Source organism: Psychrobacter alimentarius, assembly GCF_001606025.1.
GTDB classification, from domain to species: Bacteria; Pseudomonadota; Gammaproteobacteria; order Pseudomonadales; family Moraxellaceae; genus Psychrobacter; species Psychrobacter alimentarius.
The window spans coordinates 2614466-2640665 of the sequence record NZ_CP014945.1 but is presented as its reverse complement, the minus strand read 5'-3'; the positions used below and the strand labels follow the sequence as shown (position 1 = coordinate 2640665).

The window sequence follows — 26200 nt, the reverse complement described above, 5'->3', positions numbered from 1 at the left end:
TTCGCAGACAGAGGCTGCGAAAAATTTATCTCAGTAGCGCTGTATTTACTTTATAGTGGATTGACTATAACAATCAAATAAGTAGACCAATTAATCATGCTTTGCATTAATAATTTTGTCAGTTAGCGTTATCAAGTCTGACGCCACAAAGTTAGGCTCTGGCACATTGGGCGCTGGAAGCATCGCATTATGTGGTCTTGTAACAAAAGCAGAATGACAACCTGCTGCTTGCGCGCCGATGGTATCCCAGAGATGACAGGCGACCAGACACAAATCGGATATGTCCACTGCCAGTGTATCGGCGACCAATTGATAGGTTTCAGGTGCAGGCTTGAACTTACTGACCGCCTCAACACTAAAATGATGCTCAAAAAAATCGCTCAACCCTGCTTTTTCTAGTGGCGTGGGTGACGCACTGCTCGGAGAGTTGGTCAAAGTAACCAATCGAAATCCAGCTTCCCGCAAGCGAGTGAGGGCTGGTATCGCATCAGCATGGGCAGGCATATTACCCATACGCTCTTTTAACTCAGCAATATCGTTTTCTGTCAGTGTTATCTGATAAATATCGGCAATCATGCGTAATGCGCCGACACCAATGTCACCAAAAGGTGTATACAGACCAGACAAGGTTATGGTTTGTGAATACAGCACCAGTTGTGCAAACCACTCTCTAAAAATAGCCTGATCATCAAAAAGACGAGTGAATAAAGGGGTCAGTGTAGTGATGTCAAGCAGTGTCTCATTAACATCGAATACAAGAACATTTGGACGGTGATTCGAAGACATAAACAATCCTTTTTATTTTAAACAATGTATCAGTCAGACATAGTGGCCAATTGCTCTAAAATACTTATGTAGTTATCGACGCCTTGGGCACCGCTAACCAGATGACGCTCATTAAAGATAATCGCTGGCACACTTTGAATACCTTGCTGTTGCCAATGCTGCTCCTCTGTTCGCACTTCTTTAGCAAAAAACTGACCTTCTAACACCGCCAGTGCCTCACTACGATCAAGCCCTGTCTCTGCTGCAATGTCAGCAAGCACGTTGATGTCGGAGATATTTCTATTGTTGGTAAAATGCGCCTCAAACAGTGCCTGTTTTAACTCGTGCATAGATCCTTGTTGATCAGCGAAATGTAAAAGCTGATGCAGATTAAAGGTATTGTGCATACGCGTGTCGTCATTGAAATTAAACTCAAATCCAACTTCTCTTCCAGCTTCTGTCATTCTCTCGCGGCTGGCATCAGACTCTTCTTTGGTAGAGCCATACTTTTCAATAATGTGCTCACGTAGGTTTTGTCCCTCGACTGGCATACTCGAATTTAACTCAAACGGATGCCAGTGAATGCTATGAGTGGTGTTCGTTTGTTTTAGGGCTTCTGCCAGCTGGCGATAGCCAATGACGCACCAAGGACATACAACATCAGAGACGATGTCTATGCGTAAGGGTTTTTCTGACGGTTTCATAGTGCCTCGCAGGATTCGTTTTTTATTTTGGATAGCTATTGTTTAATGCCTTAAATGATATAAAGCTTTAAGCCATGCTAGGAGAATATTAAAGCGATTGCAATGTAGGCTAAGTGACGACTTCAGTTACCTACTGTAACTTTGGTAACGAGCATAGCGGTATAGCGATAATGTAGGTGGTCATTGCATTGACCTGCTAAGAGTCAGCGCGTTTTTGGTGACTATATATCGTAAATTAAATGATGCACAGTAAGACGAAAAAAACGAAGATATTGGTATCTTAAGACGACTTTGGATTAAAAACTACACTCTAATGACTACAAAGTCAGAACAAAATAACTCGTTTGTTCAGTCATAATAAATTCATTAATACGGTTGTGAAACGCGTTTATAGCCATTCTTTTATGTTTACCTGCCAGCGAGAAGCCAGCATGACTACCTTAACACTAACAATAAATAAGCGGGATTATCAATTCGATAATCTCGACACACGAACGACATTGCTCGATGTCTGTCGTCAACATTTACAAATTACTGGACCAAAAAAAGGCTGTGACCACGGTCAGTGTGGTGCCTGCACAATGCTCATCAATGGGCAGCGAGTCAATTCTTGCCTGACCCTTGCAGTAATGCATGAAGGTGATGAGATTACAACGATTGAAGGTATCGGTATGCCTGAATCGTTGTCAGCATTGCAGCAAGCCTTTGCTGATAATGATGCCTTTCAGTGTGGCTACTGCACACCAGGACAGATTTGTTCGGCAACGGCCTTGATAGAAGAGGTCAAGCAAAATTGGCCAAGCTATGTGACAGCCGACTTAAAAGATCCTGATGGGCTGCTCGTACAAGAGATTGCAGAGCGTATGAGTGGCAATATTTGTCGCTGTTCTGCCTACCCCAATATTATTAAAGCCATCTCGCAAGTGCTTGAAAGCCAATTTTCAGAAAAGTCGGACACAGACGTTTCTATAGCCAATGCAAAGAATGGATCACAGGTTACAGGTATCTGGTCGCCGCCACCGAGCCAGACTCAGCTTGGTAATGCCTCAAACCGTCAGCAAGCAGCCAACACACAAGGAGGGCGCTCATGAGACGCTTTGAATATAGCCGTGCAGATGCACCCGAGCAAGCTGCTATGTCAGCGAGTCCCAAAGATGCCTCTTTTATCGCGGGCGGCACCAACTTATTAGACTTAATGAAGCTTGAGATTGAAACGCCTACCAAACTTGTAGATGTAACACGCCTAACGTTAAAGCAAGTAGAAACCACAGACGAAGGTGGATTGCGCATCGGTACGCTGGTTACCAATAGTGATTTGGCAGGTCATCCTGATGTGATTGCCAATTATCCTGTATTGTCACGAGCTATTTTGGCCGGAGCTACAGGGCAATTGCGTAATAAGGCAACCACAGGCGGTAACTTCTTGCAGCGCACGCGTTGCTATTATTTTTATCAGACAGACAGCCCATGCAATAAGCGTGAACCCGGCACAGGTTGTCCAGCTATCAACGGCGAGAACCGTGCCCTTGCTATCTTAGGTACTAGCGACGCTTGTATCGCTCAGCACCCATCTGACATGGCAGTTGCTATGCGTCTGCTCGATGCAAAGATTGAGACGGTCAAGGCAGATGGCAGCACGCGTATTATTCCTGTTAGCGAGTTTTACTGTCTACCAAAAGACACACCGCATATTGAAAATGTCTTAGAGAGTGGCGAGCTTATCACGCATGTCGTACTACCAGCGCCTATCAAAGGTATGCATACTTATGACAAAGTACGTGACCGTGCCTCCTATGCATTTGCGCTAGTATCATGTGCTGCTGTCATAGAGGTTGGTGATGATGTTCATTTAACCACTGTACGTTTGGCCTTTGGTGGCATTGGTACCGAACCATGGCGCAACGAAGCTGTTGAAGCCTTGTTAGTAGATACAGATGGTAATGATGAGGTGATCAAGCAGGCCGCCGACTTGCTATTGCAAGGCGCAAAAGGCAATGGGCAAAACGATTTTAAAATACCACTGACACGTCGTTTATTAAAGCAAGTCATTCAGCGTGCGTTAGCTGGCGAAGGAGCATAATCATGTCATTATTAGACTCAGTACTTCCATCAGAACCTACTAAAAAAATGACGATGAATGAGCCGGTTGACTCTTCGTTTACTAATACAACAAATAATCTGGTGGGCAAAGCGATCAACCGTGTTGATGGCCCATTAAAAGTGAGCGGTCAAGCGCCTTATTCGGCAGAAATTTATCGTGACAATCAAGCTTATGGTGTTTTGGTAGGTGCTAAAATCGCTAAAGGGCACGTCGAAAGTATCGATAGCAGTGCTTTAGATGATATCCCAGGTATTATTAAAGTGGTCACCGACCCTAAGCATTTTTTGCGTAATCCGCAGCAAGGGACAGCAACCAAAGCCCCCACTCAAGGCGCTAGCGAGATTTTTTATCATGGTCAGCCCATTGCCGTTGTGGTCGCTGAGACGTTTGAAGCCGCCACAGAAGGCGCTCAAGCAGTTCGTGTGACTTACAAAGATGAGACTGAACAAGCAGCTTTGGATTTTGCTAAAGAGTTATCCAATGCTCATGAAGTAAATGAAAAAGAAGGATCAGACAAGAATGCAGTGAACGGCGACCCAGAGCAAGGTTTGGCAGATTCGCCCGTGACCATTGAGCGTTTTTATCATACCCCCAACCAAACCAGTGCTGCGATGGAGCCGCACGCGACCTTGGCGTATTGGGAAGAGGACAAACTGATTCTTTATACGTCGAATCAGATGATTGCATCATGTAAGCAGCAAATCATGGATGCTTTAGATCTCAATAAAGATCAGGTACAAATGATTGCTCATTACGTTGGTGGCGGTTTTGGTAGCAAATTAGGCATTGCCCCTGAATCTATTGCTGCTGCTATTGCCGCTAAAGAGTTGGATCGTCCAGTATTGGTTTGTATGACTCGTCCGCAAGTCATGGAAGCAACGGTCAAGCGTTCAAACACCCGTCAGCGTATTGCCATTGGTTGTGATGAGCAAGGGGTGATTAACACGTTGATTCATGATTCTATCAGTAGCAACTTACCTGATGAAGGGTTCTTTGAGCCTTCTGCTTTATCGACCCATTATTTGTACCGCGGCGAAAACCGCCAAGTAAATTATCAACAAGTTGATATGAACCAACTGCTTTCTGGCTCTATGCGTGCGCCTGGTGAAGCCGTAGGTATGATTGCGCTTGAGTGCGCCATGGATGAGCTTGCTACGCAGTTGGATATTGACCCAATTGAGCTACGCCGCCGTAATGAGCCTGAAAAAGACCCCAGTCAAGATATTCCGTTTTCGACGCGTCAACTGATTGCCTGTATGGAACAAGGCGCTGAGAGATTTGGCTGGAGCGAGCGTAATGCTAAGCCTGCCAGTCAGTTGGAGGGTGATTGGTGGATAGGTACTGGTATGGCCGCATCCTCTCGCGGCAACTCGCTACAGCAATCAGAAGCGCGAGCAACGCTACAAGTAGATAAGTCAAAAGAGCTCGGCGTGAAGGCTGTGATTGAGACAGATATGACTGATATCGGTACGGGTTCTTATACCGTGTTTTCGCAAGTGGCAGCCGATTTACTAGGCTTGCCCATCGACCATATTGAGATGAAGCTGGGTGATAGTGAGCTGCCACCAGCGTCTGGTTCGGGTGGTAGCTTCGGTGCAGCAAGTTCTGGTAGTAGTATTTATCTTGCCTGTGAGCAGCTACGTGACATGATAGCCGCAAAAGTTGGCCTTTATGCAGATACGATTCAGCTTGGTAACGGTTATATCAAGCAAGTCGGTACGCATAATCCGAGCAAGACAGATACCGCGATTGAGACAGTCAAAGGACAAGCAGAAAGTCTCAAAGACAAAATCTCTGAAAAGACTGGGCTTGCGCTACCAAAGTCAGATACTAGCAAATACGATTTTGACGGCCCGAAATCTTATGCTTTAGCAGAAGTGATCGCTGACTATGATGAGCAAAAGCTGAGCGCAAAAGGCCAAATCAAACCGGGCAAAAATGGCAAAAGTCATCGCCAAGCTTCTTTTGGTGCTAACTTTGCAGAAGTTGCCGTACATAAGGTCACAGGTGAGATCCGGGTTAAGCGTATGACAGGAGCCTTTGCAGCAGGTCGTATCCTTAACCACAATACGGCCACGTCACAATGTTATGGCGGCATGGTGTTCGGTATTGGTTCAGCCTTGATGGAAGAGGTCATTCATGATAAGCGCGATGGTCGCCTGTGTAATCACGATCTCGCTGAGTATCACGTGCCAGTCAATGCGGATGTACCACAATTGGACGTCATCTTAGTGGAAGAAGATGATCCATATACCAATCCAATGCACATTAAGGGTATCGGTGAGACAGCCATTTCAGGTGCGGCTGCCGCGATTGCCAATGCTGTCTACAATGCAGTTGGCGTTAGGGTATATGAATTTCCGATTACGCTTGATAAGTTACTTTATGAGATGCCAGAGTAATTTTTTATACGTTTAAACAAAAACCCGCTTTATTGGCGGGTTTTTATAACTAAAATAGGTCAAAAAAGAGGCATTATGAATCAAATTGCTGACATTCTTAAGCTGGCAGGCGAGGCTCAGCAGCAAAATGTCGATGCTGTATTGGCGACGGTTGTCCACACCGAAGGATCGGCATATCGCCGTGCTGGTGCGATGATGCTGATCTGTGAGGATGGGCGTTCCGTTGGGATGATCAGTGGTGGTTGTTTGGAGCCACATATTATCAAACGGGCATTTTGGCTCACGCGTCATGGTGCCAACGTCCAAGTCTATCAAACAGGCGAAGACATTGAGTACACAGACAATGGAGAAGCAAAAGAAACAGAGCAAAGCGCTCACGTAGCGAACGATGAGTTTTTGGGCGATAACACATCTAATGATTGGGAAGATGACATCAACGAGCTGGATGAGATGAATTTTGGTCTAGGCTGTAATGGTCGGGTTCATGTGTTGTTCGAGCGTTTAGCAAGTGCAAAACCATTGTTAGAAACGATTACTCAAGTTCGCCGTACTCAAGAGCCTGTCACCATTGCTACTTTGATTCGTTCTGACAGTGGACAGCACATGCCTGATTTGCAAATTGGTATGCGCATTATCCTGAATGAAGTCAGTGAATCAGGACAGTTAGGCGTTATTATGCCTGAGCAAGCGTCATCTCTCACGGAACCTACTGTGTCAAGCACACTTGCCAACATGATTGACGCATTAGCGGAATATGAGATATCTAATAAAAACACTGAGTACGTCGTTTTGAAAGATGCAGACGTATCAACAGAGTGGCTCATACAGCGATTGCAGCCACAAATCCGTTTGCTCGTTTGCGGAGCAGGTAACGATGTGATACCACTAGTCACGATGGCAAAACTGCAAGATTGGCATGTGACAGTTGTAGACAGCCGCGCACAATACGCGACGCGTGCGCGATTTTCTCAGGCAGATGTTGTGATGCATTTGCCATTAGAAAATACGGATAAACTACTTAAATTGAGTCGTAATGCTGCCGTTGCTTTGATGTCGCACAGCCTGAGTCAAGACCGTGCACGTTTGGATGTGTTGTTAGAGCATCCTGAGCAGTATCAGTATTTAGGGCAGTTGGGGCCGAGCTATCGCACCGAGCGTCTAATTAACGAGATTAGCGCCACTAAGGCTGATCCTCAAACTTTGGTCAATGGTATTCGTAAGATACATTATCCGATCGGTTATAAATTAGGCGGTGATGGACCTGAAGCGTTGGCACTTGGGATTTTGGCACAGATCAATGCAGTGATGCATGAGCAATCGCCACCTGCCGAATTTTCAAAATCTGAAATTGCTTCTTCTGCGTTTGCAAATGCTTGATCATTCACTGACATCCAATCATGCCGTTATTATATTGGCAAGCGGGCTTAGTCAGCGTTTAGGTCAAGTAAAGCAACTGCTGAGTAAAGAGGGCGAAGCGCTTATTCGTGTTATGCTCAAACTGGTAGTGACCACGCAGCCGCAAGACATTATCGTGATTATTCCTGATCATCATCAAGCGATAACGGATGCTGTTGCTGACTTGGCTATACAATATCCTATTATTCGAATGGTTGTAAATCCACAGCCCGAGACGGGAATGGCACACAGTTTGTATTTGGGCATTGAGGCGTTAGGTGACGTAAACGTGCCGGTTGAGCGAGTATTAATCATGGGTATCGATCAGATACGACTTGATGAATTGCATCTAGCGGCACTGCTGGCTGGTAAACAGCCTGTGGTGGCGAGCGGTTATCATAGCTGGGCGCATACGGACAAAAGGTACTTAGATGATGATGCTTTAGTCAATTCATCAGCAAAAACTATCGCTGGATTGCCATTAGTTATTGATGAGGGTCTGCTTAAACAATGGCAATCAGCATTGACGGGTGACAAAGGGCTGCGCCAATTCATCAGAGCGCTGCCGGCGAGTCAAATCAGTACCGTAACCAATATCCAGCTCAGCTATGATATCGATACGCCCGAGCAGCTGGCTTATGCCCAGCAAAAAGGCTGGCTTGACTGAATCAAAATAGTATCAATCTTAAGAGACAAACATGCCACATGTGATAGAAACAGACCGTTTATGCCTTAGACAGTGGCAAGCAAGTGATTTTGCGATATTTGCGGAAATAAATGCCGATCCTGAGGTGATGAAATACTTTCCCAAGTTGTTATCAAGCACGGTGAGCGATACGATTGCCAAAAAATGCCAGCAACTGGTTGAAGACAAAGGTTGGGGGTTGTGGGCGGTTGGTTTAAAAAACGACGTAGAAAAACAGGATGCTTTTATCGGCTTTGTCGGTTTAAACGAGACACATGCAGATATGTCATTTGCGCCTGCTGTCGAAATCGCTTGGCGACTTCGCAAAGACTACTGGGGACAAGGCTATGCGACTGAAGCCGCGCGTGCAGCGTTAGATTTTGCTTTTACCGAGCTGGTACTTGATGAGGTTGTCTCGTTTACCGCTGTCATTAATAAACGTTCACAACTCATTATGCAGCGTATTGGTATGACAAAGATGCAGGACAATTTTTATCATCCTGCGCTGGCTGTGAATCATCGACTTGCTGAGCATGTACTGTACAAGATAACTCGGCAACAATGGCAAAACACGGTCAGCTCTTGATTCTGCTTGCTGACAGCTTGTACGCTATTTAACCTGCGTTATCGCGCAAAAACGTCAAAATATGCCCTTTAAACGGCATCTCAAGATAAGTTGTATTTTCTGGGCGGACGTGACGATTGCTAAAACCAAACTCGGTCATTTTATGAGTCAGTTTGTTTTTGCGGCCACGACCAGGGTCAACAACGATGACTTCACAAGTTGGCAGCGCATGACGCTCGATAAATTCGGCCAAAATATCGATATGTTGGTCTTCATACAGTAAATCGCTACCGATAATGATATCGAATTTCCCAAGATGACTATTGTCCTCTGCCCAATCTAAGCGCTCAAAATTGATTTCTTTATTATTATTCAGCGTGGTGTTGCGATCGAGGAAATATTCTACCGTTGGATGATAATCAGTCGCTGTGATATCGGCATGTCGGTGATTGAGCAGCAAGCTGGATAATGCCATGCCGCAGCCCACCTCCAATATTCGTTTGCCCGCAATGTCATAATTGAGCATATGATTGGCAAGTACCAAGCTAGATGGCCATATCACCCCAAACATCGGCCAAGAGGCAGAGCAGATACCTAAATTCAATGCTTCATCATCAGGATCGCTAAATTGTTGATTGTCACGCAACGTACAAATGTGAATGTCGGTGTTGCCAATTTCAATCGTTTGATAACGCACGCGCACAGTGGTCAGCGAAGTCATAAACTGTCCTAAAAAATAAGCAAGAATGCAAGGTTTGGCAAAAGTTGCCACTTTCGATGAGGGTAGTTGGTAAGGATGTAGTCGGTAAGGATATGGTTTGAGCGTTTGAAATTTTTGATAGAAGGAAAAATGGATTTAAATAGTGAATACAGTATGACTTAACCTTTGCTAAGTTTTTGTTAATTTTCAGCGCATTCTTATTACTACGGAAAATTTGGCCCAGAATGACTGTACTCTTTTTGAATAAAATCGACAATATTCTAAAGGAAAGAAATGCGTCTATTTAATGACTGGAGGCATTCATAAGGGATAAAAGAGAGAGCTAAACGATAGAATAGCCAGAGCCAACGCCTAAATCATATAACAGAGTTAGTTAATAAACCTTAAGCCAGATGTCTTTAGTGCCCATACCAATTCTACAAAAGCACGACTATTAGTCAAAGGCTCACCATCAATAATAAGTACGTAGCCTGCACCATCAATCCATAAAAACACAAAGCTGGTTTCAGGAATGAGTAAATCGACTTGCTGAAAAAACGAGATGGCTTGGCTTTCTACTGCCCATCCGCGCTGCTTTTGCCGGAGCATAAAGCCTGAAAAATCAGCGGCTGCCACACTTAGCATGTCCGCTTCTTCTTGACTATAACCAATGCGTGCCAAACAAAATCCTTCGTCAGAGCCAATGGCGGCACGACGTTTACCTGATAAGCTGGCAACCACATAAGGCAAAAATTGATCCAGTGGCAGATTAGGAGCAGGTAAGAGAAGGGATAGTTTTTCAATCAAACCTTGTTCTATAAAGCGCTGTAACCACGTATCTGAATAGCGCGCAAGCCAATCTGCGGCAAGCAAGGTCTGGGGAGAAGACAGCAGGTTTTGTAATGACAGCTGCTCATCAGTGGGTTCACTTTGTGAAAATGCCTCAAAAATACCCGCTGGTGTCAGAGTCAGATAGGTTTTATCAGCATTTAAATAAGAAGACATAGTGGCTACCATTGGGATAAAAGTGTGAGATAACAAATGAATTAGGGTTGAACGGTTTGATCAAGATGCTGCTGACAGTGGTTCCAGCGCTCATCAAATTGCCAGTCGCTTTTTCCCAAACGAAACCAAACCAAAGAGAAAGCAAGGCGGTCATGGCGCGCGATACAATGGGCAAAAAATTCATTTTCGATTTGTTCTATCGTGCCCCAGTCTTTGTTGTCTCGCGCTTGCATCAGCTCGCTTGTGATGTCTTTGGATATCTCTTTGGCATCATCACTACTGATACGCAATCGCTGTTTTTGGTCATTGAGCGAAGGCGAGACCAAAACACTCCAGCGGGTCGCTAGCATGCTATTGCGTTGAATATATCTTTTTTTATCAATACAATCGCGAAACCCTTGCTGTACGTGCGGATACAAACGATCTTTGATACGGGTAAAAAGGTTATTTACATCATAGGGAATGTCATACCAGCAACCATAAAAAAAATCAGCAACCGCCCCTTGTAGTGGTTCTTTTTCGGTCAGGAGTAGAGCAGCATTGATACGTTGTTCATGAAAATGACGGTTGTTGGGTGCCAAAAATACTTTACGCGAGTACAAACGAAATACTCGGTGTATTTCCTTCTCATTTTCTTTGATCAGATCGACATCAGACATAATTAATAGCATCCTCTCAATCATAGCCACTGTGACCGCTTTGGCTGGTATGAGTACAATAGACTATGATTCAACGTAGAAAAAATTTATCAATGAGTGGCTAGTCAAGCAAGGTTTGCATCAAGTCGATCATAAATTCGCCATCTTCTTCACTCATGGCCTCAAACCCTTCAGGCATACCAAGCTCAGCCAGGGCCTCTTTGCCATCATCATCGTTATGCAAATTGAGAATGGCCTCGATAAAAATCTGTGTATCAGGAAACCCTTCTTTGATGAGCAGCACATGGCTGATATCAGCCAGATCGCTTTCGATAAGGACGGACAATTGGGTTTTGGTTAAGCGTGAAAAGCTATGAAAAATCTCTGCCAAGAAAAAAGCGGCTTGTGCCTCTCCTTTGATAACCTTACGCGCGGCTGCTTGGTAGGTTTCGGTGATGTCCCAACTCAGATCAGCTTCCTCAAGATCCACCGCTTCTAATAATCGTAAGCCGATCAGTTTGACATCGCGGTTGTCTGCCATGGCGATAGTCGCGCCCGCCTGAATGTCTTCTAAGCGACTGATATCGCTATTTGCAGCTGACGCAATGACCATTTCATCAGACTTGCCGATGGGACGAGCGACGGCGCGATATCCTTGCTCACGGATCAAAGTGGCTGCGTCAAAAGGGTTGGCATAAATGATTTGAATGTCACCTGCATCGATGATTTGTGTTTGCTCAGCATGTGACGCTGGTATGTTCAGATGCATATTGAGATTGGCACGTTTTTGTATCAAGGTGTTGAACATGTGCCAGCCTGCAAAACGTTCAGGCGAAAAATCAGGGGCGATTAACATATTGTGTGTCGTCATGATTTAGCCTTCCTCGTTTTGTTTCATTTGGGCGTATTGAGTCATCGCCGCGTCAATTTTGCTGCGTGATGGCTTGCGGCGTACTGAGGTGTAGCCGACGGTTTCACCGCGACGAATGTTCGGCACGACCGTCGCATAGACCCAATAATGGCTGCCATCTTTGCATAAGTTTTTGACATAGCCATGCCATTTTTGTCCAGAAGCAGCAGTCTGCCATAGGTCTGTATACGCCGCTTTTGGCATGTCAGGATGACGTAAGATGTAATGCTGCTGACCGATTAATTCATCGATATCGTAGCCACTAATCTCAACAAAGGCATCGTTGACGTGCGTGATAACACCGTTTAAATCCGTGCGCGATACAATTAATTTGCCATCAGGATAGGCACGTTCGACGTCAGTATCATAGACCGTGCGCGAGTGGCCATCATAATAAGTCAAGGTAACCTGCTTGGCAGGCATATCAGGCTTGTGTGCATCAGGAGTGGGAGCGCCCATAGTATATCCTTCCGTTATCGTTATGTTCATCATGATCAAAAAACCAATCTGCTGAAGTGTTTATCGATAAAAACCTAAAAACACTTATCAGATAAGTTTTGCAAGGGCTTCTGAGGCGCGTTTGATGTCTAAAAAAATCAAACCGAGCTTCGCATTTGGTTTTGCCATAATGGTGAGTACCGCTTCTTCTCCCGATGACGTCATAATCACGTAACCCTTTTCCCCTTGAATCATAATACGGTCGATACTACCGCGTGCCAACTCTCGACCAGCGCGATCACCCAATGACAATAAAGCCGCTGACATCGCGCCAACGCGGTCTTCGTCAATGCCAGTTGGCAGTGCTGAGGCGATCATAAGACCATCGTTAGAAATTAGGGCAGATGCTTCAACATCCGCTGATGAGCTGTTTAAATCTTCCAAAATTTGCTGGAACGAATCTGTACGCATATCGCTTTCTCTGTACTGGTTGTCGGTTTGTATTTATAAAATAATAGCGTTAGCCAAAAATACCCTCATCATTAATAGGGTATTGTAATTCCTTACTAATAATATTGATATAGTAATTTTCGATTTAATTGAAAAATTTTGACATTTTTTACCTTTTATCTTTTATTCGTTACCTTTGAGTCTATTATTTATAAGAGAAAGCTGAGAGAAAATAAGGAGTTATATGAGTAGGGTGTAGATCATTGTGGGACTTGTATGCGCTCTCCTTACCACCTAATTTTTAGCAATATAGTTAGTTCAGAATATAATCGATGCGTGATGCGTTATGGGGCTAAATACGGTATTGGCTTTAAAGTAAATTCACTGTGGCCTAGCAAAAATGTACGGTTTTGTGTAAGTAAAAAGCCCCAATCATTTAGTGACTGGGGCTTTTTGAATGACTATGGTCAGTCCAATATAAAATACATACAGTGCTACCAACGTCATATTTTCTCGCTTGCTAAACCTTCGCAGACAGAGGCTACAAAAATATATCGTTAGCAGTCCATTATCATTGTTGTACCTTTTTTATTTAGGACTCACTATATACATAAAGCGCTATTGATCATACTGTTTTGCGCCATTGACCTTGAGACATTATGCCTGCACTAGGATTGAGTCCTATTTGATACGCCAGATCGGCAGGGCGAGTGATGTCCCATAGCGCCAAATCGGCATCGCAGCCAACTTCTATCCGACCTTTTTGAGTTAACCCTAAGGCTTGTGCCGCATGAATGGTTGCACCTGCCAATACTTCTTCAGGGGTGAGGTAAAACAAGGTGCAGCCCATGTTCATTGCTAATAACAGCGAGGTCAATGGTGACGTACCAGGATTGCAATCGGTTGAAATCGCCATCGGTACGTTGTGTTTTCGCAGGGCATCAATCGGTGGCAGCTTGGTGTCGCGCAAAGTATAAAATGCGCCGGGTAACAGCACCGCCACCGTATTGCTGGCCGCCATTTTTTTGATATCGTCCTCCGACAGGTGTTCTAAATGGTCACTGGATAATCCCTGATACTCCGCAACCAACGCGCTACCGCCTATGTCTGAGAGCTGCTCAGCATGCAGTTTAACTGGCAAATCTAATGAGCGCGCGACTTCAAAAACGCGTCTGATTTGTTCGCTACTGAACGCAATATTTTCACAGAACCCATCAACTGCATCGACCAATCCTTCTGCATGCAAGATTGGCAGCCATGTGCAGACTTGCTTGATATAATCGTCCGCACGGGCTTTGTACTCAGGCGGTAAGGCATGGGCGGCCAGATAAGTCGTACTTACATGAATGTTGTGTTTTTTACCAAGCTGGCGCGCAACGGTGAGCATTTTGCGTTCAGTGTCCAAATCCAAGCCATAGCCGGACTTGATTTCGATACTGGTGACGCCTTCTTTGATGAGTGCAAGCAGGCGTTTTTCACTTTGGATAAATAACGCTTCAATACTGGCCGCGCGGGTGGCGCTGACGGTTGCGACAATACCGCCACCTTGAGCGGCAATATCTTGATAACTGGAACCATGCAAACGGGCTTCAAACTCATTACTGCGGTTGCCGCCGTAAACGATGTGAGTGTGACAGTCGATCAACCCAGGGGTTATCCAATGACCATCTGCGTCTGTGACTTGGTTCTCTTGATAATGAAGCAGATGAGTAGCGATTTGCTCATGAGCCCCAACCCATGCAATCTTGCCGTCTTTAATACCGATGGCGGCGTTCTCTAACTGACCGTATGGGGTATTATCAGCATGCTCATTGGTATCGATACCAAAACCATACTGTGCTGAAAACGTGGCAATATTGGCATTGATAATAAGGTGATCAAACGAGGTTATAGTGTCATCACTGAGTTGCTGTGTGTGTGAGTTGGGCATAATAAGCTCCTGCTTCATACTGATCGTCAGGTGAAATATAAAAAATACTGAGCGGGACTAGAGTAAATTTTTATCGCTTCTGTTTGCGAAGGCACAGCAAACAAGAAAAATTTGTACCAGTCCTGCATTCTAATGTCGTGTATCAATATTATTGAGTATCGACTATAACGTGAGCAAATGTTGCTCGCTAATGGTCGCCAGCAGTCGAGCAGCGACCTTACAACTACGATTATCGACATCAAACGTAGGATTGATTTCAGCAAGGTCTGCTATTTTTACTTTGCCCGACGCCATGATACGTTTGACGGCGCGCTCAACAAAACTGAGCTCAATACCATAAGCGGCTGGCGCACTGACACCAGGGACAACGCTTGATGGTAGGCAGTCCATATCAATAGTCATATAGAGCACATCGACTTTACTAATAAACGTATCAATTTGCTCGGCAAGGCTATCCCATGTCTGCTGATGACAGTCTTCATCACTGATAATATGTACACCCAATTGCTCGGCACGATCAAAGAGGGCGGCCGTGTTCGAAAATCGGCTGACACCAATGCAGCAATAATGGAACGGTTGACCGTGAGCGTCAAGATGCTCTGCAATTTGGCGAAACGGTGTGCCAGAAGTCGCCACATCAGACTGACGAATATCAAGGTGCGCATCAAAGTTGATAATTCCAATAGTCGGCGCTGTGTGTGTGCTGACAGTCGTACCGTTTGTCTTTTCTAACGCTTGCCACAATCCCAAAAAACTGCCATAAGCAATGGCATGACCACCGCCAAGCCCAATCGGCAAGCCGCCTTGTTCAATAATGTGATTGACCTTATCGGCGTATTTGAGCTGAGCTTGCTCAAGTGTACTCTCGGCAAGGCCATCGTCGTCATGACAATGAATATCGCCAGCATCACCAAGTAATGAGGGCAGTTGAATCTCAAAACGTTGTTGCAAGGCAGAAATGACTGGCAGCGCAGCAAAGGCTTGACGAATCAAAGGCGGCGCTGCTTTGGCACCCACACGCCCCTGATTGCGTCTAACGCCCTGATCACAGGCAAAGCCAATCAGCCCAATGTGTTGCTGATCATAAGGTTCAGCAAGCTGATACCAATAGCGGGCGCGGTCGGTCTCAAATGGCTCTGCGCGCCCTGTCCATCGGTTCATATCGGCGACAGTGTGGCTAACTGCTGCTATGGTCATCAAAGACCTCCTTTTTCTAACATAAACTTAACGACTTTTTATTTTGATTCGTACCAGTCACTACGCAGTTCTTGCCAATGCTCAGCAAGCGTACCGTCTAAAACCAGCTGTTTTGCCGCTTCAATATCAGGTGCAAGGTAGCGGTCTTTATCATAAAAGGTAACTTGTTCGCGTAGCTTTTTATGTGCTACTGCTAAAGGCTCTGACGTCTCAAGCCCACGATGGAAGTCGATACCTTGACCTGCTGCTAGTAGCTCAATACCGATGATGGTGGCCGTGTTTTGTGCCATCTCATATAGGCGGCGTGCGCAATAGGTTGCCATCGAGACATGGTCTTCTTGATTAGCAGACGTTGGAATGCTATCAACACTGCCTGGATGAGCGATAGATTTATTCTCTGAGGCAAGCGCTGCTGCGGTGACGTGAGCAATCATAAAGCCTGAATTCACCCCAGCGTTATCAACCAAGAATGGCGGCAAGCCACCCGATAAAGTTGCATCAATTAGCAACGCAACTCGGCGCTCAGACATAGAACCAATCTCGGCGATTGCCAAGGCTAAAATATCAGCGGCAAAGGCGACAGGCTCAGCATGGAAATTACCGCCTGATATAGCGACCGGACCATCTTCGTTATTAAAAATAAGCGGATTGTCTGTCACCGCATTTGATTCGATGAGCAGGGTTTTCCCTGCTTGGTTGATGATGTCAAGACAAGCACCCATAACCTGCGGCTGACAGCGTAAGCAATAAGGATCTTGTACTCGATCATCTTGTTCGCCATCGTGCGAGGCACGAATAGCACTGCCTTTGATAAGCTCGCGGTGTGCTTTGGCGATTTCGATTTGACCATGATGACCACGTACGTCATGAATACGAGCATCAAACGGCGCATCTGAGCCTTTGGCGGCATCAATCGACAGTGAGCCGACGATGGTTGCCGTTTCGAGCAAATCACGCGCTAAGAAATAGCCACGTAGTGCCAGCGCGGTTGATACTTGTGTACCGTTGATGAGCGCAAGGCCTTCTTTAGCAGCCAATGTGATGGGCTCAAGTCCATGCTGAGCTAAGGCATCTGCGGCAAGAATCTTTTTGCCATCGACATAGACGTGACCTTCGCCCATCATTGCAAGCGTCATGTGTGACAAGGGAGCCAAATCACCAGACGCGCCAACGGAACCTTTGGCTGGGATATTCGGCGTAATCTGATTGTTGATTAAGCCAAGTAAGCTATCAACCACTTCACGACGTACGCCAGACACCCCTTGTGCTAGGCTAGCAACTTTCATTACCATGATGAGACGAACCACGTTGTCTGGCAACGCGTCACCTGTACCCACTGAGTGAGAGACAATCAAGTTACGCTGAAGCAGCTCAAGTTGATCGTCACTGATACGTGTCTTCGCTAGTAGACCAAAACCCGTGTTGATCCCATAAGCGCTTTTGTCACGGGCAATGATGGTACGTACATCTTCGTGTGACGCATCTATCGCCTCATAAGCGCTGTCAGGCAAGGTCAGAGCGACTGGATGATCGTAGATATCGCGTAGCATCTTAAAACTAAGCTGGCGAGGGTTTAGGGTTAGTTGTTTGATAGCAGTCATGAGGATAATCCTAATTTTATAAGGGATATTAATAATATTTTTTATTGATACAAGGTTTATAGCAAATACAATTTAGACAGAAGATAAGTGTTACTGGGATAAATTTTGCAAAGCTTCTGGCTTGTTTTAACCAATCCAGTTCATATACATGGCCAGCTGTCCAAAGGCGGCAGCCAACAAGATGCTCAGAACCACACGTTCAAACCAAATGATAACCATCTTGCCCACAGAAAGGGGAATCTCGGTCGCCAGTACACACGGAATCATAGCGGAAAAAAACAGCACACTACTAATGGAGATAACGCCAGCCACATAACGTGTCAACATATCAGCTTCACTCAGCAGTAGAGCAGGCAAGAACATTTCAGCCAATCCCGCTGACATACCTTTGGCAGCCACAAGTGGCTCTGGCAATCCGCCCAACCACGTAAATGGATAGAGCAGCAACCCTAAGGCGTCAAACACTGGCGTATACTTTGCCAACAACAGACCCGTCAGGCCGACCGCGATAATAGAAGGCACGATGGCTGCTGCCATGATCAATCCATCACGAAAGTTGGACCATAAAATATGCTTGAGGTCGGTGGCGCGACGAGACGTGGATAGACCCAAATCAAACGCTGCTGCTAAACGTTTGCCCCGTTCGTGATTGAGGTCTGGACGATCAACGTTATCATCAAAGAGGCTAATTGGTGGAATACGAGCGGTAATGGCAGTGACGATAAAGGTAATCACCAGCGTTGACCAAAAAAACAGATTCCAAAATTCCATCAGACCGAGTGTTTTTGCCACAATCACCATAAATGCGGCCGATACCGTAGAAAAGCCTGTCGCGATAATAATGGCTTCACGCGCAGAATACTGTTTTTGTAGATACACGCGATTGGTGATCAGTAGACCAATCGAGTAGCTACCCACAAAAGAAGCCACCGCATCGATGGCAGATGTGCCAGGCGTTTTCCAGATAGGTTTCATAATGGGTTGCATCAATACACCTACCATCTCAAGCAAACCAAAACCGACCAAGAATGCCAAAATTAAGGCGCCAAGTGGCACAATCATACCAACAGGTAAGGCCAGCTTTTCAAATAAAAACGGCAACATATCCGCTTCCATCATAAAGGCAGGCGCTGTACCTGTGATGTACATTACTGCCAAAATGAGACCTAAAATCTTAAATACAGTCAAAATTTTATGCGTGATATTTTTACGCCATGAGCCATCTATAAAAGGCTTGCTAACCCCAAAAATCATCAACAAAAATAACAAGGTGACAGATAAGGTGTGCTGCTGATTGACAAGATAGGTCGCGCCATGATCGAACAAGATCGTGCTTTTTTCGCCGATGGTAAAAGGCACAAAAAACATTACAAGTCCAATGGTACTAAATACAATAAGCTGTATCAGTGCTAAAGACTTGGATAACAGTTTCTCAGGTGGAGGCGTTGTCCCATCATTGAGGTGGGCAGCCGTATTTTGTTCAATCATGTTATCCTCCTTGATAAAATGTTTTGGATGCTTTATTTGATCATCATTTGATCATGGGTAAGTTGAGACCGTAATCTTTTGCTGTTTTGATGGCCAGCTCATAGCCTGCATCTGCATGACGCATGACACCTGAGCCGCAGTCATTGACCAGTACACGTGACAAGCGTTTGGCGGCTGCATCTGTACCATCAGCGACGATGACCATGCCTGAATGCTGCGAATAACCCATGCCAACACCGCCGCCATGATGCAATGATACCCACGTGGCGCCGCCCGCGACATTGAGCATACCGTTTAGAAGCGCCCAGTCAGAGACTGCGTCTGAGCCATCTTTCATGCTTTCAGTTTCGCGGTTTGGACTGGCAACAGAGCCGGTGTCCAAATGGTCACGACCAATGACGATAGGGCCTTTTAGTTCGCCGTTTTTGACCATCTCATTAAACGCCAGACCTGCTTTGTCACGTTCGCCAAGACCCAACCAGCAGATACGGGCAGGTAATCCTTGGAACTGAATGCGCTCTTTTGCCATATCAAGCCAGCGATGAATATGTTGGTTTTCAGGGAACAATTCTTTAATTTTTTGATCCGTTTTATAGATGTCTTCTGGATCACCAGAGAGCGCTACCCAGCGGAAAGGGCCTTTGCCTTGGCAGAAAAGTGGACGAATATAAGCAGGGACGAATCCTGGGAAATTAAAGGCGTCTTTGACCCCTTCATCAAATGCTACCTGACGGATATTGTTGCCATAATCAGTCGCTGGAATATCCATCGCTTGTAGATCTAAAATCGCCTGTACGTGTGTGGCGCAAGATGCTGCTGCCGCTTTGGTCAATGCTGCGTGTTGTTCTGGATCTTCTTGTGCGGCCTTCCATTCTTCAACCGTCCAGCCACTTGGCAGATAGCCATTGATCAAGTCATGGGCTGAAGTTTGATCGGTGACCAAATCAGGTTTCATGCCGCCAGCACGAGCGCGTTTGACCATCTCAGGCAAGATGTCTGCGGCATTACCAAGTAGAGCGATTGAGACGGCTTCACCCGCGTCAGTATGCTGCTTAATCAATTCATAAGCATGGTCAAGATCGTCCGCTTGTTTATCGACATAACCAGTACGCAGGCGGAAATCGATACTAGACTGCTGGCACTCGATGTTCAATGAGGTTGCGCCAGCAAAGGTTGCCGCTAGTGGCTGTGCGCCGCCCATACCGCCAAGTCCCGCAGTCAAAATCCAGCGTCCTTTCCAGCTGCCATCATAATGCTGACGACCTGCCTCAACGAAGGTTTCGTAAGTACCTTGCACGATGCCTTGCGTACCAATATAAATCCAGCTACCTGCTGTCATTTGACCGTACATAAACAAGTCTTTGCGATCAAGCTCATTGAAGTGCTCCCACGTTGCCCAGCGCGGTACAAGGTTGGAATTGGCAATCAAGACACGCGGTGCGTTTTCATGCGTTTGAAAAACGCCGACTGGCTTTCCTGACTGCACTAACAACGTCTCGTCATCTTCTAATTCTTTTAATGACGCTAGGATTTGATCATAGCTTTCCCAGTTACGAGCAGCGCGTCCAATACCACCATACACCACAAGACTTTTTGGGTTTTCAGCGACATCAGGATGCAGGTTGTTTTGTAGCATGCGATAAGGCGCTTCGGTCAGCCAGCTCTTGCAATGAAGGGTGCTGCCAGTGGGGGCGGCAATATCACGACTTTCATCACGGCGGGTAAATTCGTTGTTTTTCACTTCTGCGTTTTCGCTGATTCCATTATCGGTCGTCATGATCGTTCCTTGTGTTATCAATACAGTTTTATTAATGCAGGTTTTGAGTGCGATTATTTGAGGTCACTCATAAGTTGTATATACAAATTATCAAAGATACTTTTTTCATGCAAGGATTTTTTTATAAAAATTAGAGTTAATGAAAAAAGGAGCATAACTGATAGAGTGATATGAATAAGAGTTCGCATGATTGTCATGATATTATGGTGCTACTCTTATTAGCGGAACTGACGGTTTAAAACGAATATGACAAAAACAATCCCAGCGTATCAGCGGATTAAAAATGCGATATTAGACAACATCCATTCTGGTAAATGGCAAGCAGGCAAAGCGATCTCGACAGAAATGGCACTAGCAAAAGAGTTTGGTGTATCTCGGATGACGGTCAACCGTGCGCTAAAAGAGTTGAGCGAAGAGCGGGTATTGGAGCGGCGGCAAGGGTCGGGCACGTTTGTCGCGCAGCAACAGTTTAATCATACCTTTGTAGAAGTACGCAATATCGCACAAGATTTAAAATCCGCCAATCGCGATTACCAAGCGCAGGTGGTAAGCAAACGTGCCATTACCGCCAATATGCTGGATGATGAGCTGCGCCGTAAGTTTGGTATTGAGACAGCAGAGGCATTGTCCGCTCACAGTAAGAATGATGACGTGGCGAATAGCGCTGGCGCGACTGTATTGTATGAAGTAAAAATTATTCACTTTGCCGATGGTCAGCCGATTCAGTTTGAAGAGCGCTGGGTCGATGCCAAAAAAGTCCCTGAATTTATTGAGCAAGATTTTAGCGTGGTCAATACCAGTGATTACTTGATTGCCAAAAGCCCGCTAGAGCGCGGAAGCTACACCATTCGTGCATTGGCAGCACCAGAGGAGATTGCGACTTTTTTGAAAATCGCACCGCAGTCGCCAACGTTGGTACTGCGTCGCCAGACCTACTCAGCGGGTCAAGTCGTCACCTTTGTAAAAATGTGGCATGCTGGCGATCGTTATCAATTTTCAGGCGAGCTTTGATAAATTGACGCATACTCACTATTTTTGTACGTTTATTCTTTCTGAAGTACGCTACTATATGAACACGTTGCGGTCTAGGCGGTCGTTATAGGCTCAAAATTTGCTATAAAATCGTCTAAACGATTAAAATAATGTAGAAACAGTATTGAAAAATATACTGAGAACCCTTAAATCGGGCAACCAAAGCAAAATAATACGATTCAGATATGCATTGTGATATCTGTCTGCGTAAGGTTTAGATTATTTGCTGGCATTATGACATTGATATAACAGTCTCGACTCATCCATTCACTCTTATAAGGACGTCCTATGAAACGTCGTACTCTCTTAGCCCTTGCCGCTAGTACAGTCCTACTTGCCGCTTGTGGTCAGTCAACTACTACTGAAACTGATACCAAAGCGACGGACAGTACCGCGACAGGCGGTTCTGATTTGCTGCAACGTATCAATAACGGTGGCACTATCAACGTCGGTACAGAGGGCACTTACCCTCCATTCACGTATCATGACGAGAGTGGTAAGCTCACAGGTTACGATGTAGAAGTGACACGTGCCGTTGCTGAAAAATTGGGCGTCGATGTTGAGTTTAAAGAAACCCAATGGGATGCGATGCTGGCAGGTTTGGACTCAAAACGTTTCGATATGGTGGCTAACCAAGTTAGCTTGACCACGCCAGAGCGTCAAGCGAAGTATGACAAAACCACGGCTTATAGCTGGTCAGGCGCAGTTGTCTTGGCACCGACCGATGACAACCGTTATAGCTCTTGGGAAGGTCTAAAAGGCCTACGTACCGCTCAGTCGCTCAGCAGTAACTATGGCGAGTTGGCCCAGCGTTATGGTGCAGAAATCGTCCCTGTCGATGGTATGGCGCAAGCCGTTCAGTTGGTCAAACAAGACCGTGCTGACTTTACGATGAATGACAATCTGGCAGTATTGGATTATCTAAAAAAATTCCCAGATTCAGGTCTTGAGATTAAGCTGACTGCGCCTGCTAGTGAGCAAACTGGCTCAGGTTTGGTCCTTATCAAAGGCGATGATGCTGTAGTAGCAAAATTGGATGAAGCGATGGCAGAACTGCAGGCTGATGGCACGCTGACCAAATTGAGCGAAGAGTTCTTTGGTGCTGATATAAGTAAACAAAAATAATGCTAGGATCTATAATGTCAGTGTCGTGGTTAGCTGAATTATTGGCGTTGTTGCCATTTATGAGCCCTGATCGGGCGCAAATTGTCATCTCGTCTTTTTGGCCGATGCTCAAAGGTGGTATTTATTATTCGATACCACTGGCATTGATTTCATTTACGATTGGTATGATCATTGCGCTGACAGTGGCTTTGATTCGTATCGTGCCACGTGCTGGCTGGTTCCATCAGGTCATTTATCGGCTTGCTCGTATCTATGTGTCTGCCATTCGCGGGACACCAATGCTGGTGCAGCTATTTATTATTTTCTATGGACTGCCAAGCGTTGGGGTTAAGCTTGATCCTTTTCCCTCCGCCATTATTGCCTTTTCACTGAATATTGGTGCCTACGCATCAGAGACGGTACGTGCGTCGATTTTGTCGATTCCAAAAGGGCAGTGGGAAGCAGGTTCGACGGTTGGACTTACGTATCTGCAAACGTTTCGTCATGTCATTTTGCCGCAAGCGCTTCGGGTATCTGTACCGCCATTATCCAATACGTTTATCAGTTTGGTGAAAGACACGTCGTTGGCCTCATTGGTCTTGGTGACAGAGCTGTTCAAACAAGCGCAGATTATCACTGCCCGTAACTATGAATTTATGCTGGTTTATACAGAAGCGGCGATTATTTATTGGGGTATTTGTCTGTTCCTCACCTTTATCCAAGGTAAGCTTGAAACCAGACTGGATCGTTATGTGGCGAAGTAAACGCCTATAAGCGGTGCGAGTATATTTGTCATCACGTGTTATTGCGATTAGCAAAGCAGCTATCAGTACAACAGGAATTTTCATGATCAAAGTCACTAATATTCATAAAGCCTTTGGTAGCAATCAGGTGCTAAAAGGCATCGATTTGACCATTAATAAGGGCAAGGTGGTCGTCATATTAGGGCCTTCAGGATCAGGGAAGACCACTTTTTTACGCTGTCTTAATGCGCTTGAGATCCCTGATAAAGGAGTCATTGCGTTTGACGATGGTAGTCTGACCGTTGACTTTGCTACCAAGCCTAAGAAAAACACTTTGCTGGCGTTACAACGTAAGTCAGGTATGGTGTTTCAGTCTTATAACTTGTTTCCCCATAAGACGGCGCTTGAGAATCTAATGCTTGGGCCGACAGTGGTACAAGGACAAAGTAAAGCGCAAGCACGTGAACAGGCGCTGGTATTGCTCGATAAAGTCGGTCTGTCAGATAAAGCTGATCTTTATCCATTTCAGTTGTCTGGTGGTCAGCAGCAGCGTGTTGGTATTGCACGCGCACTGGCGATTGAACCTTCATTATTATTGTTTGATGAGCCAACCTCTGCGCTTGATCCAGAGCTGGTGCAGGATGTGCTTGAGAGTATGAAGCAGCTGGCCTCTGAAGGCTGGACGATGGTTGTGGTGACACACGAGATAAACTTTGCTCGTGATGTGGCGGATCATGTGGTCTTGATTGAAGATGGGGTGGTTGTCGAAGAGGGCAGTGCCAAGCAGCTATTCGAAGACTCGCGCCACCCACGTACGCAAGCATTCTTACAGCGTATTGAGCAGTAAACTGTTTATACTGTTATAGCGTACTTAGTTATAAAAAAATCATCAGTCGCTTGGCTGGTGATTTTTTTGTCTATCATTTGAGCTTAATGATTATAGTAGGAGGTAAATTGATATCTATAACAGGGCTATTCTTTTATTTTTTCCATAATTGAAAGGTTAATAATAATCGTTAGTGAGAACTTGAACATCAAGCAGTAGGCTGATGGTCTCCTAGTTTTGACTTGCTAAAATAGTCACAATGTACTGTATGGTTTACCTATCTAGTAGATTAATCACTTTCTATCTCAATGTCTAACATCCATAACAAGTCTTGTTTGAGCAAGCTCATCAAGATAGTGGTCTATGATTTGGGTATTTTCTTTATCCAAATGTGCATCCCATTCATCTAGCATGACAACTGTACTTTGGTCGTCCTCTCTAATTTCTTGAATTTGCTTGATGAGTTGTTGTCCTGTTGAGCCTTTATGGGCTTTATCTGTTTTGTAATTAAAATATAAATTGTGCTTGGCAGGCAAATAGTACGCTCGTTCTTGGTAGTGGTCTTTTAGCTTAAGCAACATACAAGACTTACCAACACCATTACTACCAATCAGCGTTATCCTCCCTTTCTTAGGCAACTGTGTTGAATCAAAAATCTCTCCTGTTTGATTCACACGTATTTGGTCTGCCTGAATGTAGGTATTTAAATCCACAGTGGTAGGTTGTAAAACCTCTAAAATACCATCTAGCATCGTTTTAATAACGCCGATACTGGTATGGTAGCCAATCAAGGCATAGCACATTTGCAATAGCTGAATTTGTCTTGGCAGCGTCGCAATTAGCACCGCCATCGTCGCGGCGTCACTCCAATTTTTATTAAAAATAAAGCCAGTTATTGCAAAAACAGGCAGCATGAGTATGATCATGCCTAAGCTTGAATTAATATGCTGAATGGATGTAGATTTGACGCTATTGTTCTTTGCGGTCGCAAAGCTTTTTTGAACGATATTATTATAGAGCGTGTAATTATGCTTGTTGAAAATAACGACGTTATCCCAACTGTCAAAGAGTTTAGCGGTTAGGTTCAACCGTGATTGCTGATCTGTTTTGTCAGCGGTTTTTAAAGTATGTCGTCTGAAATGCACAAACATAGAAGCAAAGACAATACCTACTGCATAACCAAGCATTAATGTACCATCTAAAAACCAAGCAATAACGAGCACATTAAATAAGACATTAAAAACCAACGCTGAAATATCAAAGATACTATCAATGACGGTTTCAAGCGTATAGTTGCTTTCCTGAGCAAGTGTTGTCGTTGCTGTACTCTGTAACTCATCGCTTGATAAAAAATAGGTCTTACCTAAAAAAACAGTATGGAAGGTATCGTTGTATAGCTTATGAGCGTCGTACTTAGCGCGCTCCGTATTGGTGATACAGAAATACGCAGGTACATAAACGACCACCAAAGAGGCGGCAAATAGCAGCATATAAGGAAATAAAGGCCCATTTTCAGCAAAACTTTGTGCCAATCGAGCAATAAAATACGTTGATGACGCTACAATAATTTGCTGAATTACTAAAAATGTTAATGCTATACGCAGATACTTGTTTGAGATAACTTTATAAATCAAGATTTTTCAATATTCCTTAAGACTGACACACATAAATCTAGCAAATAACAGCTTTTTGCTGATATATAATCTGTTCATTAACTTTCAGATTTTTTGTGACTGTATCCCTC

General features: G+C 45.0%; 24 protein-coding genes. 10 read left to right on the top strand and 14 right to left on the bottom strand.

What is annotated here, in order from left to right; translation table 11 throughout:
- Positions 1 to 90: 90 nt before the first annotated feature.
- A complete protein-coding gene (locus A3K91_RS10840) occupies positions 91 to 786 on the bottom strand; it encodes a haloacid dehalogenase type II (RefSeq protein ID WP_062845272.1) in 696 nt (231 codons plus the stop codon).
- A gap of 29 nt (positions 787 to 815) precedes the next feature.
- Positions 816 to 1469: a DsbA family oxidoreductase gene (locus tag A3K91_RS10835; RefSeq protein WP_062845271.1), complete on the bottom strand. Its 654-nt coding sequence runs from the start codon at positions 1467 to 1469 to the stop codon at positions 816 to 818.
- Positions 1470 to 1900: 431 nt separating this feature from the next.
- Between A3K91_RS10835 and A3K91_RS10830 the strand changes: the two genes are divergently transcribed.
- The 6 genes from A3K91_RS10830 to A3K91_RS10805 all read left to right on the top strand — a co-directional run bounded on the left by A3K91_RS10830 (position 1901) and on the right by A3K91_RS10805 (position 8638).
- Positions 1901 to 2560, top strand: a complete 660-nt coding sequence (locus tag A3K91_RS10830; protein ID WP_062845989.1) for a 2Fe-2S iron-sulfur cluster-binding protein — start codon at positions 1901 to 1903, stop codon at positions 2558 to 2560.
- Positions 2557 to 3549, top strand: a complete 993-nt coding sequence (locus A3K91_RS10825) for an FAD binding domain-containing protein (protein ID WP_062845270.1) — start codon at positions 2557 to 2559, stop codon at positions 3547 to 3549. Before A3K91_RS10830 ends, A3K91_RS10825 begins: the two co-directional genes overlap by 4 nt.
- 2 nt (positions 3550 to 3551) lie before the next feature.
- Entirely contained in the window at positions 3552 to 5972 is a 2421-nt protein-coding gene (locus A3K91_RS10820) for a xanthine dehydrogenase family protein molybdopterin-binding subunit (RefSeq protein ID WP_062845269.1), read from the top strand.
- A gap of 75 nt (positions 5973 to 6047) precedes the next feature.
- Positions 6048 to 7349 carry an XdhC family protein gene (locus tag A3K91_RS10815; RefSeq protein WP_062845268.1) on the top strand — a complete coding sequence of 434 codons (1302 nt, stop codon included), beginning with the start codon at positions 6048 to 6050 and terminating at the stop codon, positions 7347 to 7349.
- Positions 7342 to 8034: a nucleotidyltransferase family protein gene (locus A3K91_RS10810; protein ID WP_062845267.1), complete on the top strand. Its 693-nt coding sequence runs from the start codon at positions 7342 to 7344 to the stop codon at positions 8032 to 8034. The genes A3K91_RS10815 and A3K91_RS10810 overlap by 8 nt, the downstream gene beginning before the upstream one ends.
- Positions 8035 to 8065: 31 nt before the next feature.
- Positions 8066 to 8638 carry a GNAT family N-acetyltransferase gene (locus A3K91_RS10805; protein ID WP_062845266.1) on the top strand — a complete coding sequence of 191 codons (573 nt, stop codon included), beginning with the start codon at positions 8066 to 8068 and terminating at the stop codon, positions 8636 to 8638.
- 28 nt (positions 8639 to 8666) lie between these two features.
- Here the strand turns inward: A3K91_RS10805 and A3K91_RS10800 are convergent, their stop codons facing one another.
- From A3K91_RS10800 to hutU, 11 genes are all read right to left on the bottom strand, one after another.
- Entirely contained in the window at positions 8667 to 9338 is a 672-nt protein-coding gene (locus tag A3K91_RS10800; protein WP_062845265.1) for a class I SAM-dependent methyltransferase, read from the bottom strand.
- A 369-nt stretch (positions 9339 to 9707) separates the two neighbouring features.
- Positions 9708 to 10322, bottom strand: a complete 615-nt coding sequence (locus A3K91_RS10795; protein ID WP_062845264.1) for a hypothetical protein — start codon at positions 10320 to 10322, stop codon at positions 9708 to 9710.
- Positions 10323 to 10363: 41 nt separating this feature from the next.
- Positions 10364 to 10981 (bottom strand): hypothetical protein, encoded by a 618-nt coding sequence (locus A3K91_RS10790; protein WP_062845263.1) that lies wholly within the window; start codon positions 10979 to 10981, stop codon positions 10364 to 10366.
- Positions 10982 to 11081: 100 nt separating this feature from the next.
- Complete coding sequence (locus tag A3K91_RS10785) at positions 11082 to 11831, bottom strand: PhnD/SsuA/transferrin family substrate-binding protein (protein ID WP_062845262.1); 750 nt, start codon at positions 11829 to 11831, stop codon at positions 11082 to 11084.
- 3 nt (positions 11832 to 11834) lie between these two features.
- Positions 11835 to 12329 (bottom strand): PAS domain-containing protein, encoded by a 495-nt coding sequence (locus tag A3K91_RS10780; RefSeq protein WP_062845261.1) that lies wholly within the window; start codon positions 12327 to 12329, stop codon positions 11835 to 11837.
- Between the two features lie 87 nt (positions 12330 to 12416).
- Entirely contained in the window at positions 12417 to 12779 is a 363-nt protein-coding gene (locus A3K91_RS10775) for a roadblock/LC7 domain-containing protein (protein ID WP_062845260.1), read from the bottom strand.
- Positions 12780 to 13383: 604 nt separating this feature from the next.
- Positions 13384 to 14688 carry an imidazolonepropionase gene (hutI, locus tag A3K91_RS10770; RefSeq protein ID WP_062845988.1) on the bottom strand — a complete coding sequence of 435 codons (1305 nt, stop codon included), beginning with the start codon at positions 14686 to 14688 and terminating at the stop codon, positions 13384 to 13386.
- Positions 14689 to 14850: 162 nt separating this feature from the next.
- Positions 14851 to 15885, bottom strand: a complete 1035-nt coding sequence (gene hutG / locus A3K91_RS10765) for a formimidoylglutamase (RefSeq protein WP_062845259.1) — start codon at positions 15883 to 15885, stop codon at positions 14851 to 14853.
- Positions 15886 to 15923: 38 nt separating this feature from the next.
- Entirely contained in the window at positions 15924 to 17486 is a 1563-nt protein-coding gene (hutH, locus tag A3K91_RS10760; protein ID WP_062845258.1) for a histidine ammonia-lyase, read from the bottom strand.
- Positions 17487 to 17612: 126 nt separating this feature from the next.
- Entirely contained in the window at positions 17613 to 18974 is a 1362-nt protein-coding gene (locus A3K91_RS10755) for a YjiH family protein (protein WP_062845257.1), read from the bottom strand.
- 43 nt (positions 18975 to 19017) lie between these two features.
- Entirely contained in the window at positions 19018 to 20751 is a 1734-nt protein-coding gene (gene hutU / locus A3K91_RS10750) for a urocanate hydratase (protein ID WP_062845256.1), read from the bottom strand.
- A 246-nt stretch (positions 20752 to 20997) separates the two neighbouring features.
- Here hutU and A3K91_RS10745 point away from each other — a divergent pair, with 246 nt between their 5' ends.
- The 4 genes from A3K91_RS10745 to A3K91_RS10730 all read left to right on the top strand — a co-directional run bounded on the left by A3K91_RS10745 (position 20998) and on the right by A3K91_RS10730 (position 24477).
- Positions 20998 to 21762 (top strand): UTRA domain-containing protein, encoded by a 765-nt coding sequence (locus A3K91_RS10745; protein ID WP_062845255.1) that lies wholly within the window; start codon positions 20998 to 21000, stop codon positions 21760 to 21762.
- 309 nt (positions 21763 to 22071) lie between these two features.
- Complete coding sequence (locus tag A3K91_RS10740) at positions 22072 to 22908, top strand: amino acid ABC transporter substrate-binding protein (RefSeq protein WP_062845254.1); 837 nt, start codon at positions 22072 to 22074, stop codon at positions 22906 to 22908.
- A gap of 14 nt (positions 22909 to 22922) precedes the next feature.
- A complete protein-coding gene (locus A3K91_RS10735) occupies positions 22923 to 23651 on the top strand; it encodes an amino acid ABC transporter permease (RefSeq protein WP_443505070.1) in 729 nt (242 codons plus the stop codon).
- Positions 23652 to 23733: 82 nt separating this feature from the next.
- Positions 23734 to 24477: an amino acid ABC transporter ATP-binding protein gene (locus tag A3K91_RS10730; protein WP_062845252.1), complete on the top strand. Its 744-nt coding sequence runs from the start codon at positions 23734 to 23736 to the stop codon at positions 24475 to 24477.
- Positions 24478 to 24761: 284 nt separating this feature from the next.
- Here A3K91_RS10730 and A3K91_RS10725 read toward each other — a convergent pair whose 3' ends face one another.
- Positions 24762 to 26090: an ATP-binding protein gene (locus tag A3K91_RS10725; protein WP_062845251.1), complete on the bottom strand. Its 1329-nt coding sequence runs from the start codon at positions 26088 to 26090 to the stop codon at positions 24762 to 24764.
- Positions 26091 to 26200 lie beyond the last annotated feature (110 nt).

What these genes read in the sequence shown, in the direction of transcription:
- A3K91_RS10840 (WP_062845272.1), bottom strand. Translation starts at nt 786, where the DNA reads ATGTCTTCGAATCACCGTCCAAATGTTCTTGTATTCGATGTTAATGAG.
- A3K91_RS10835 (WP_062845271.1), bottom strand. Translation starts at nt 1,469, where the DNA reads ATGAAACCGTCAGAAAAACCCTTACGCATAGACATCGTCTCTGATGTT.
- A3K91_RS10830 (WP_062845989.1), top strand. Translation starts at nt 1,901, where the DNA reads ATGACTACCTTAACACTAACAATAAATAAGCGGGATTATCAATTCGAT.
- A3K91_RS10825 (WP_062845270.1), top strand. Translation starts at nt 2,557, where the DNA reads ATGAGACGCTTTGAATATAGCCGTGCAGATGCACCCGAGCAAGCTGCT.
- A3K91_RS10820 (WP_062845269.1), top strand. Translation starts at nt 3,552, where the DNA reads ATGTCATTATTAGACTCAGTACTTCCATCAGAACCTACTAAAAAAATG.
- A3K91_RS10815 (WP_062845268.1), top strand. Translation starts at nt 6,048, where the DNA reads ATGAATCAAATTGCTGACATTCTTAAGCTGGCAGGCGAGGCTCAGCAG.
- A3K91_RS10810 (WP_062845267.1), top strand. Translation starts at nt 7,342, where the DNA reads ATGCTTGATCATTCACTGACATCCAATCATGCCGTTATTATATTGGCA.
- A3K91_RS10805 (WP_062845266.1), top strand. Translation starts at nt 8,066, where the DNA reads ATGCCACATGTGATAGAAACAGACCGTTTATGCCTTAGACAGTGGCAA.
- A3K91_RS10800 (WP_062845265.1), bottom strand. Translation starts at nt 9,338, where the DNA reads ATGACTTCGCTGACCACTGTGCGCGTGCGTTATCAAACGATTGAAATT.
- A3K91_RS10795 (WP_062845264.1), bottom strand. Translation starts at nt 10,322, where the DNA reads ATGTCTTCTTATTTAAATGCTGATAAAACCTATCTGACTCTGACACCA.
- A3K91_RS10790 (WP_062845263.1), bottom strand. Translation starts at nt 10,981, where the DNA reads ATGTCTGATGTCGATCTGATCAAAGAAAATGAGAAGGAAATACACCGA.
- A3K91_RS10785 (WP_062845262.1), bottom strand. Translation starts at nt 11,831, where the DNA reads ATGACGACACACAATATGTTAATCGCCCCTGATTTTTCGCCTGAACGT.
- A3K91_RS10780 (WP_062845261.1), bottom strand. Translation starts at nt 12,329, where the DNA reads ATGGGCGCTCCCACTCCTGATGCACACAAGCCTGATATGCCTGCCAAG.
- A3K91_RS10775 (WP_062845260.1), bottom strand. Translation starts at nt 12,779, where the DNA reads ATGCGTACAGATTCGTTCCAGCAAATTTTGGAAGATTTAAACAGCTCA.
- hutI (WP_062845988.1), bottom strand. Translation starts at nt 14,688, where the DNA reads ATGCCCAACTCACACACACAGCAACTCAGTGATGACACTATAACCTCG.
- hutG (WP_062845259.1), bottom strand. Translation starts at nt 15,885, where the DNA reads ATGACCATAGCAGCAGTTAGCCACACTGTCGCCGATATGAACCGATGG.
- hutH (WP_062845258.1), bottom strand. Translation starts at nt 17,486, where the DNA reads ATGACTGCTATCAAACAACTAACCCTAAACCCTCGCCAGCTTAGTTTT.
- A3K91_RS10755 (WP_062845257.1), bottom strand. Translation starts at nt 18,974, where the DNA reads ATGATTGAACAAAATACGGCTGCCCACCTCAATGATGGGACAACGCCT.
- hutU (WP_062845256.1), bottom strand. Translation starts at nt 20,751, where the DNA reads ATGACGACCGATAATGGAATCAGCGAAAACGCAGAAGTGAAAAACAAC.
- A3K91_RS10745 (WP_062845255.1), top strand. Translation starts at nt 20,998, where the DNA reads ATGACAAAAACAATCCCAGCGTATCAGCGGATTAAAAATGCGATATTA.
- A3K91_RS10740 (WP_062845254.1), top strand. Translation starts at nt 22,072, where the DNA reads ATGAAACGTCGTACTCTCTTAGCCCTTGCCGCTAGTACAGTCCTACTT.
- A3K91_RS10735 (WP_443505070.1), top strand. Translation starts at nt 22,923, where the DNA reads ATGTCAGTGTCGTGGTTAGCTGAATTATTGGCGTTGTTGCCATTTATG.
- A3K91_RS10730 (WP_062845252.1), top strand. Translation starts at nt 23,734, where the DNA reads ATGATCAAAGTCACTAATATTCATAAAGCCTTTGGTAGCAATCAGGTG.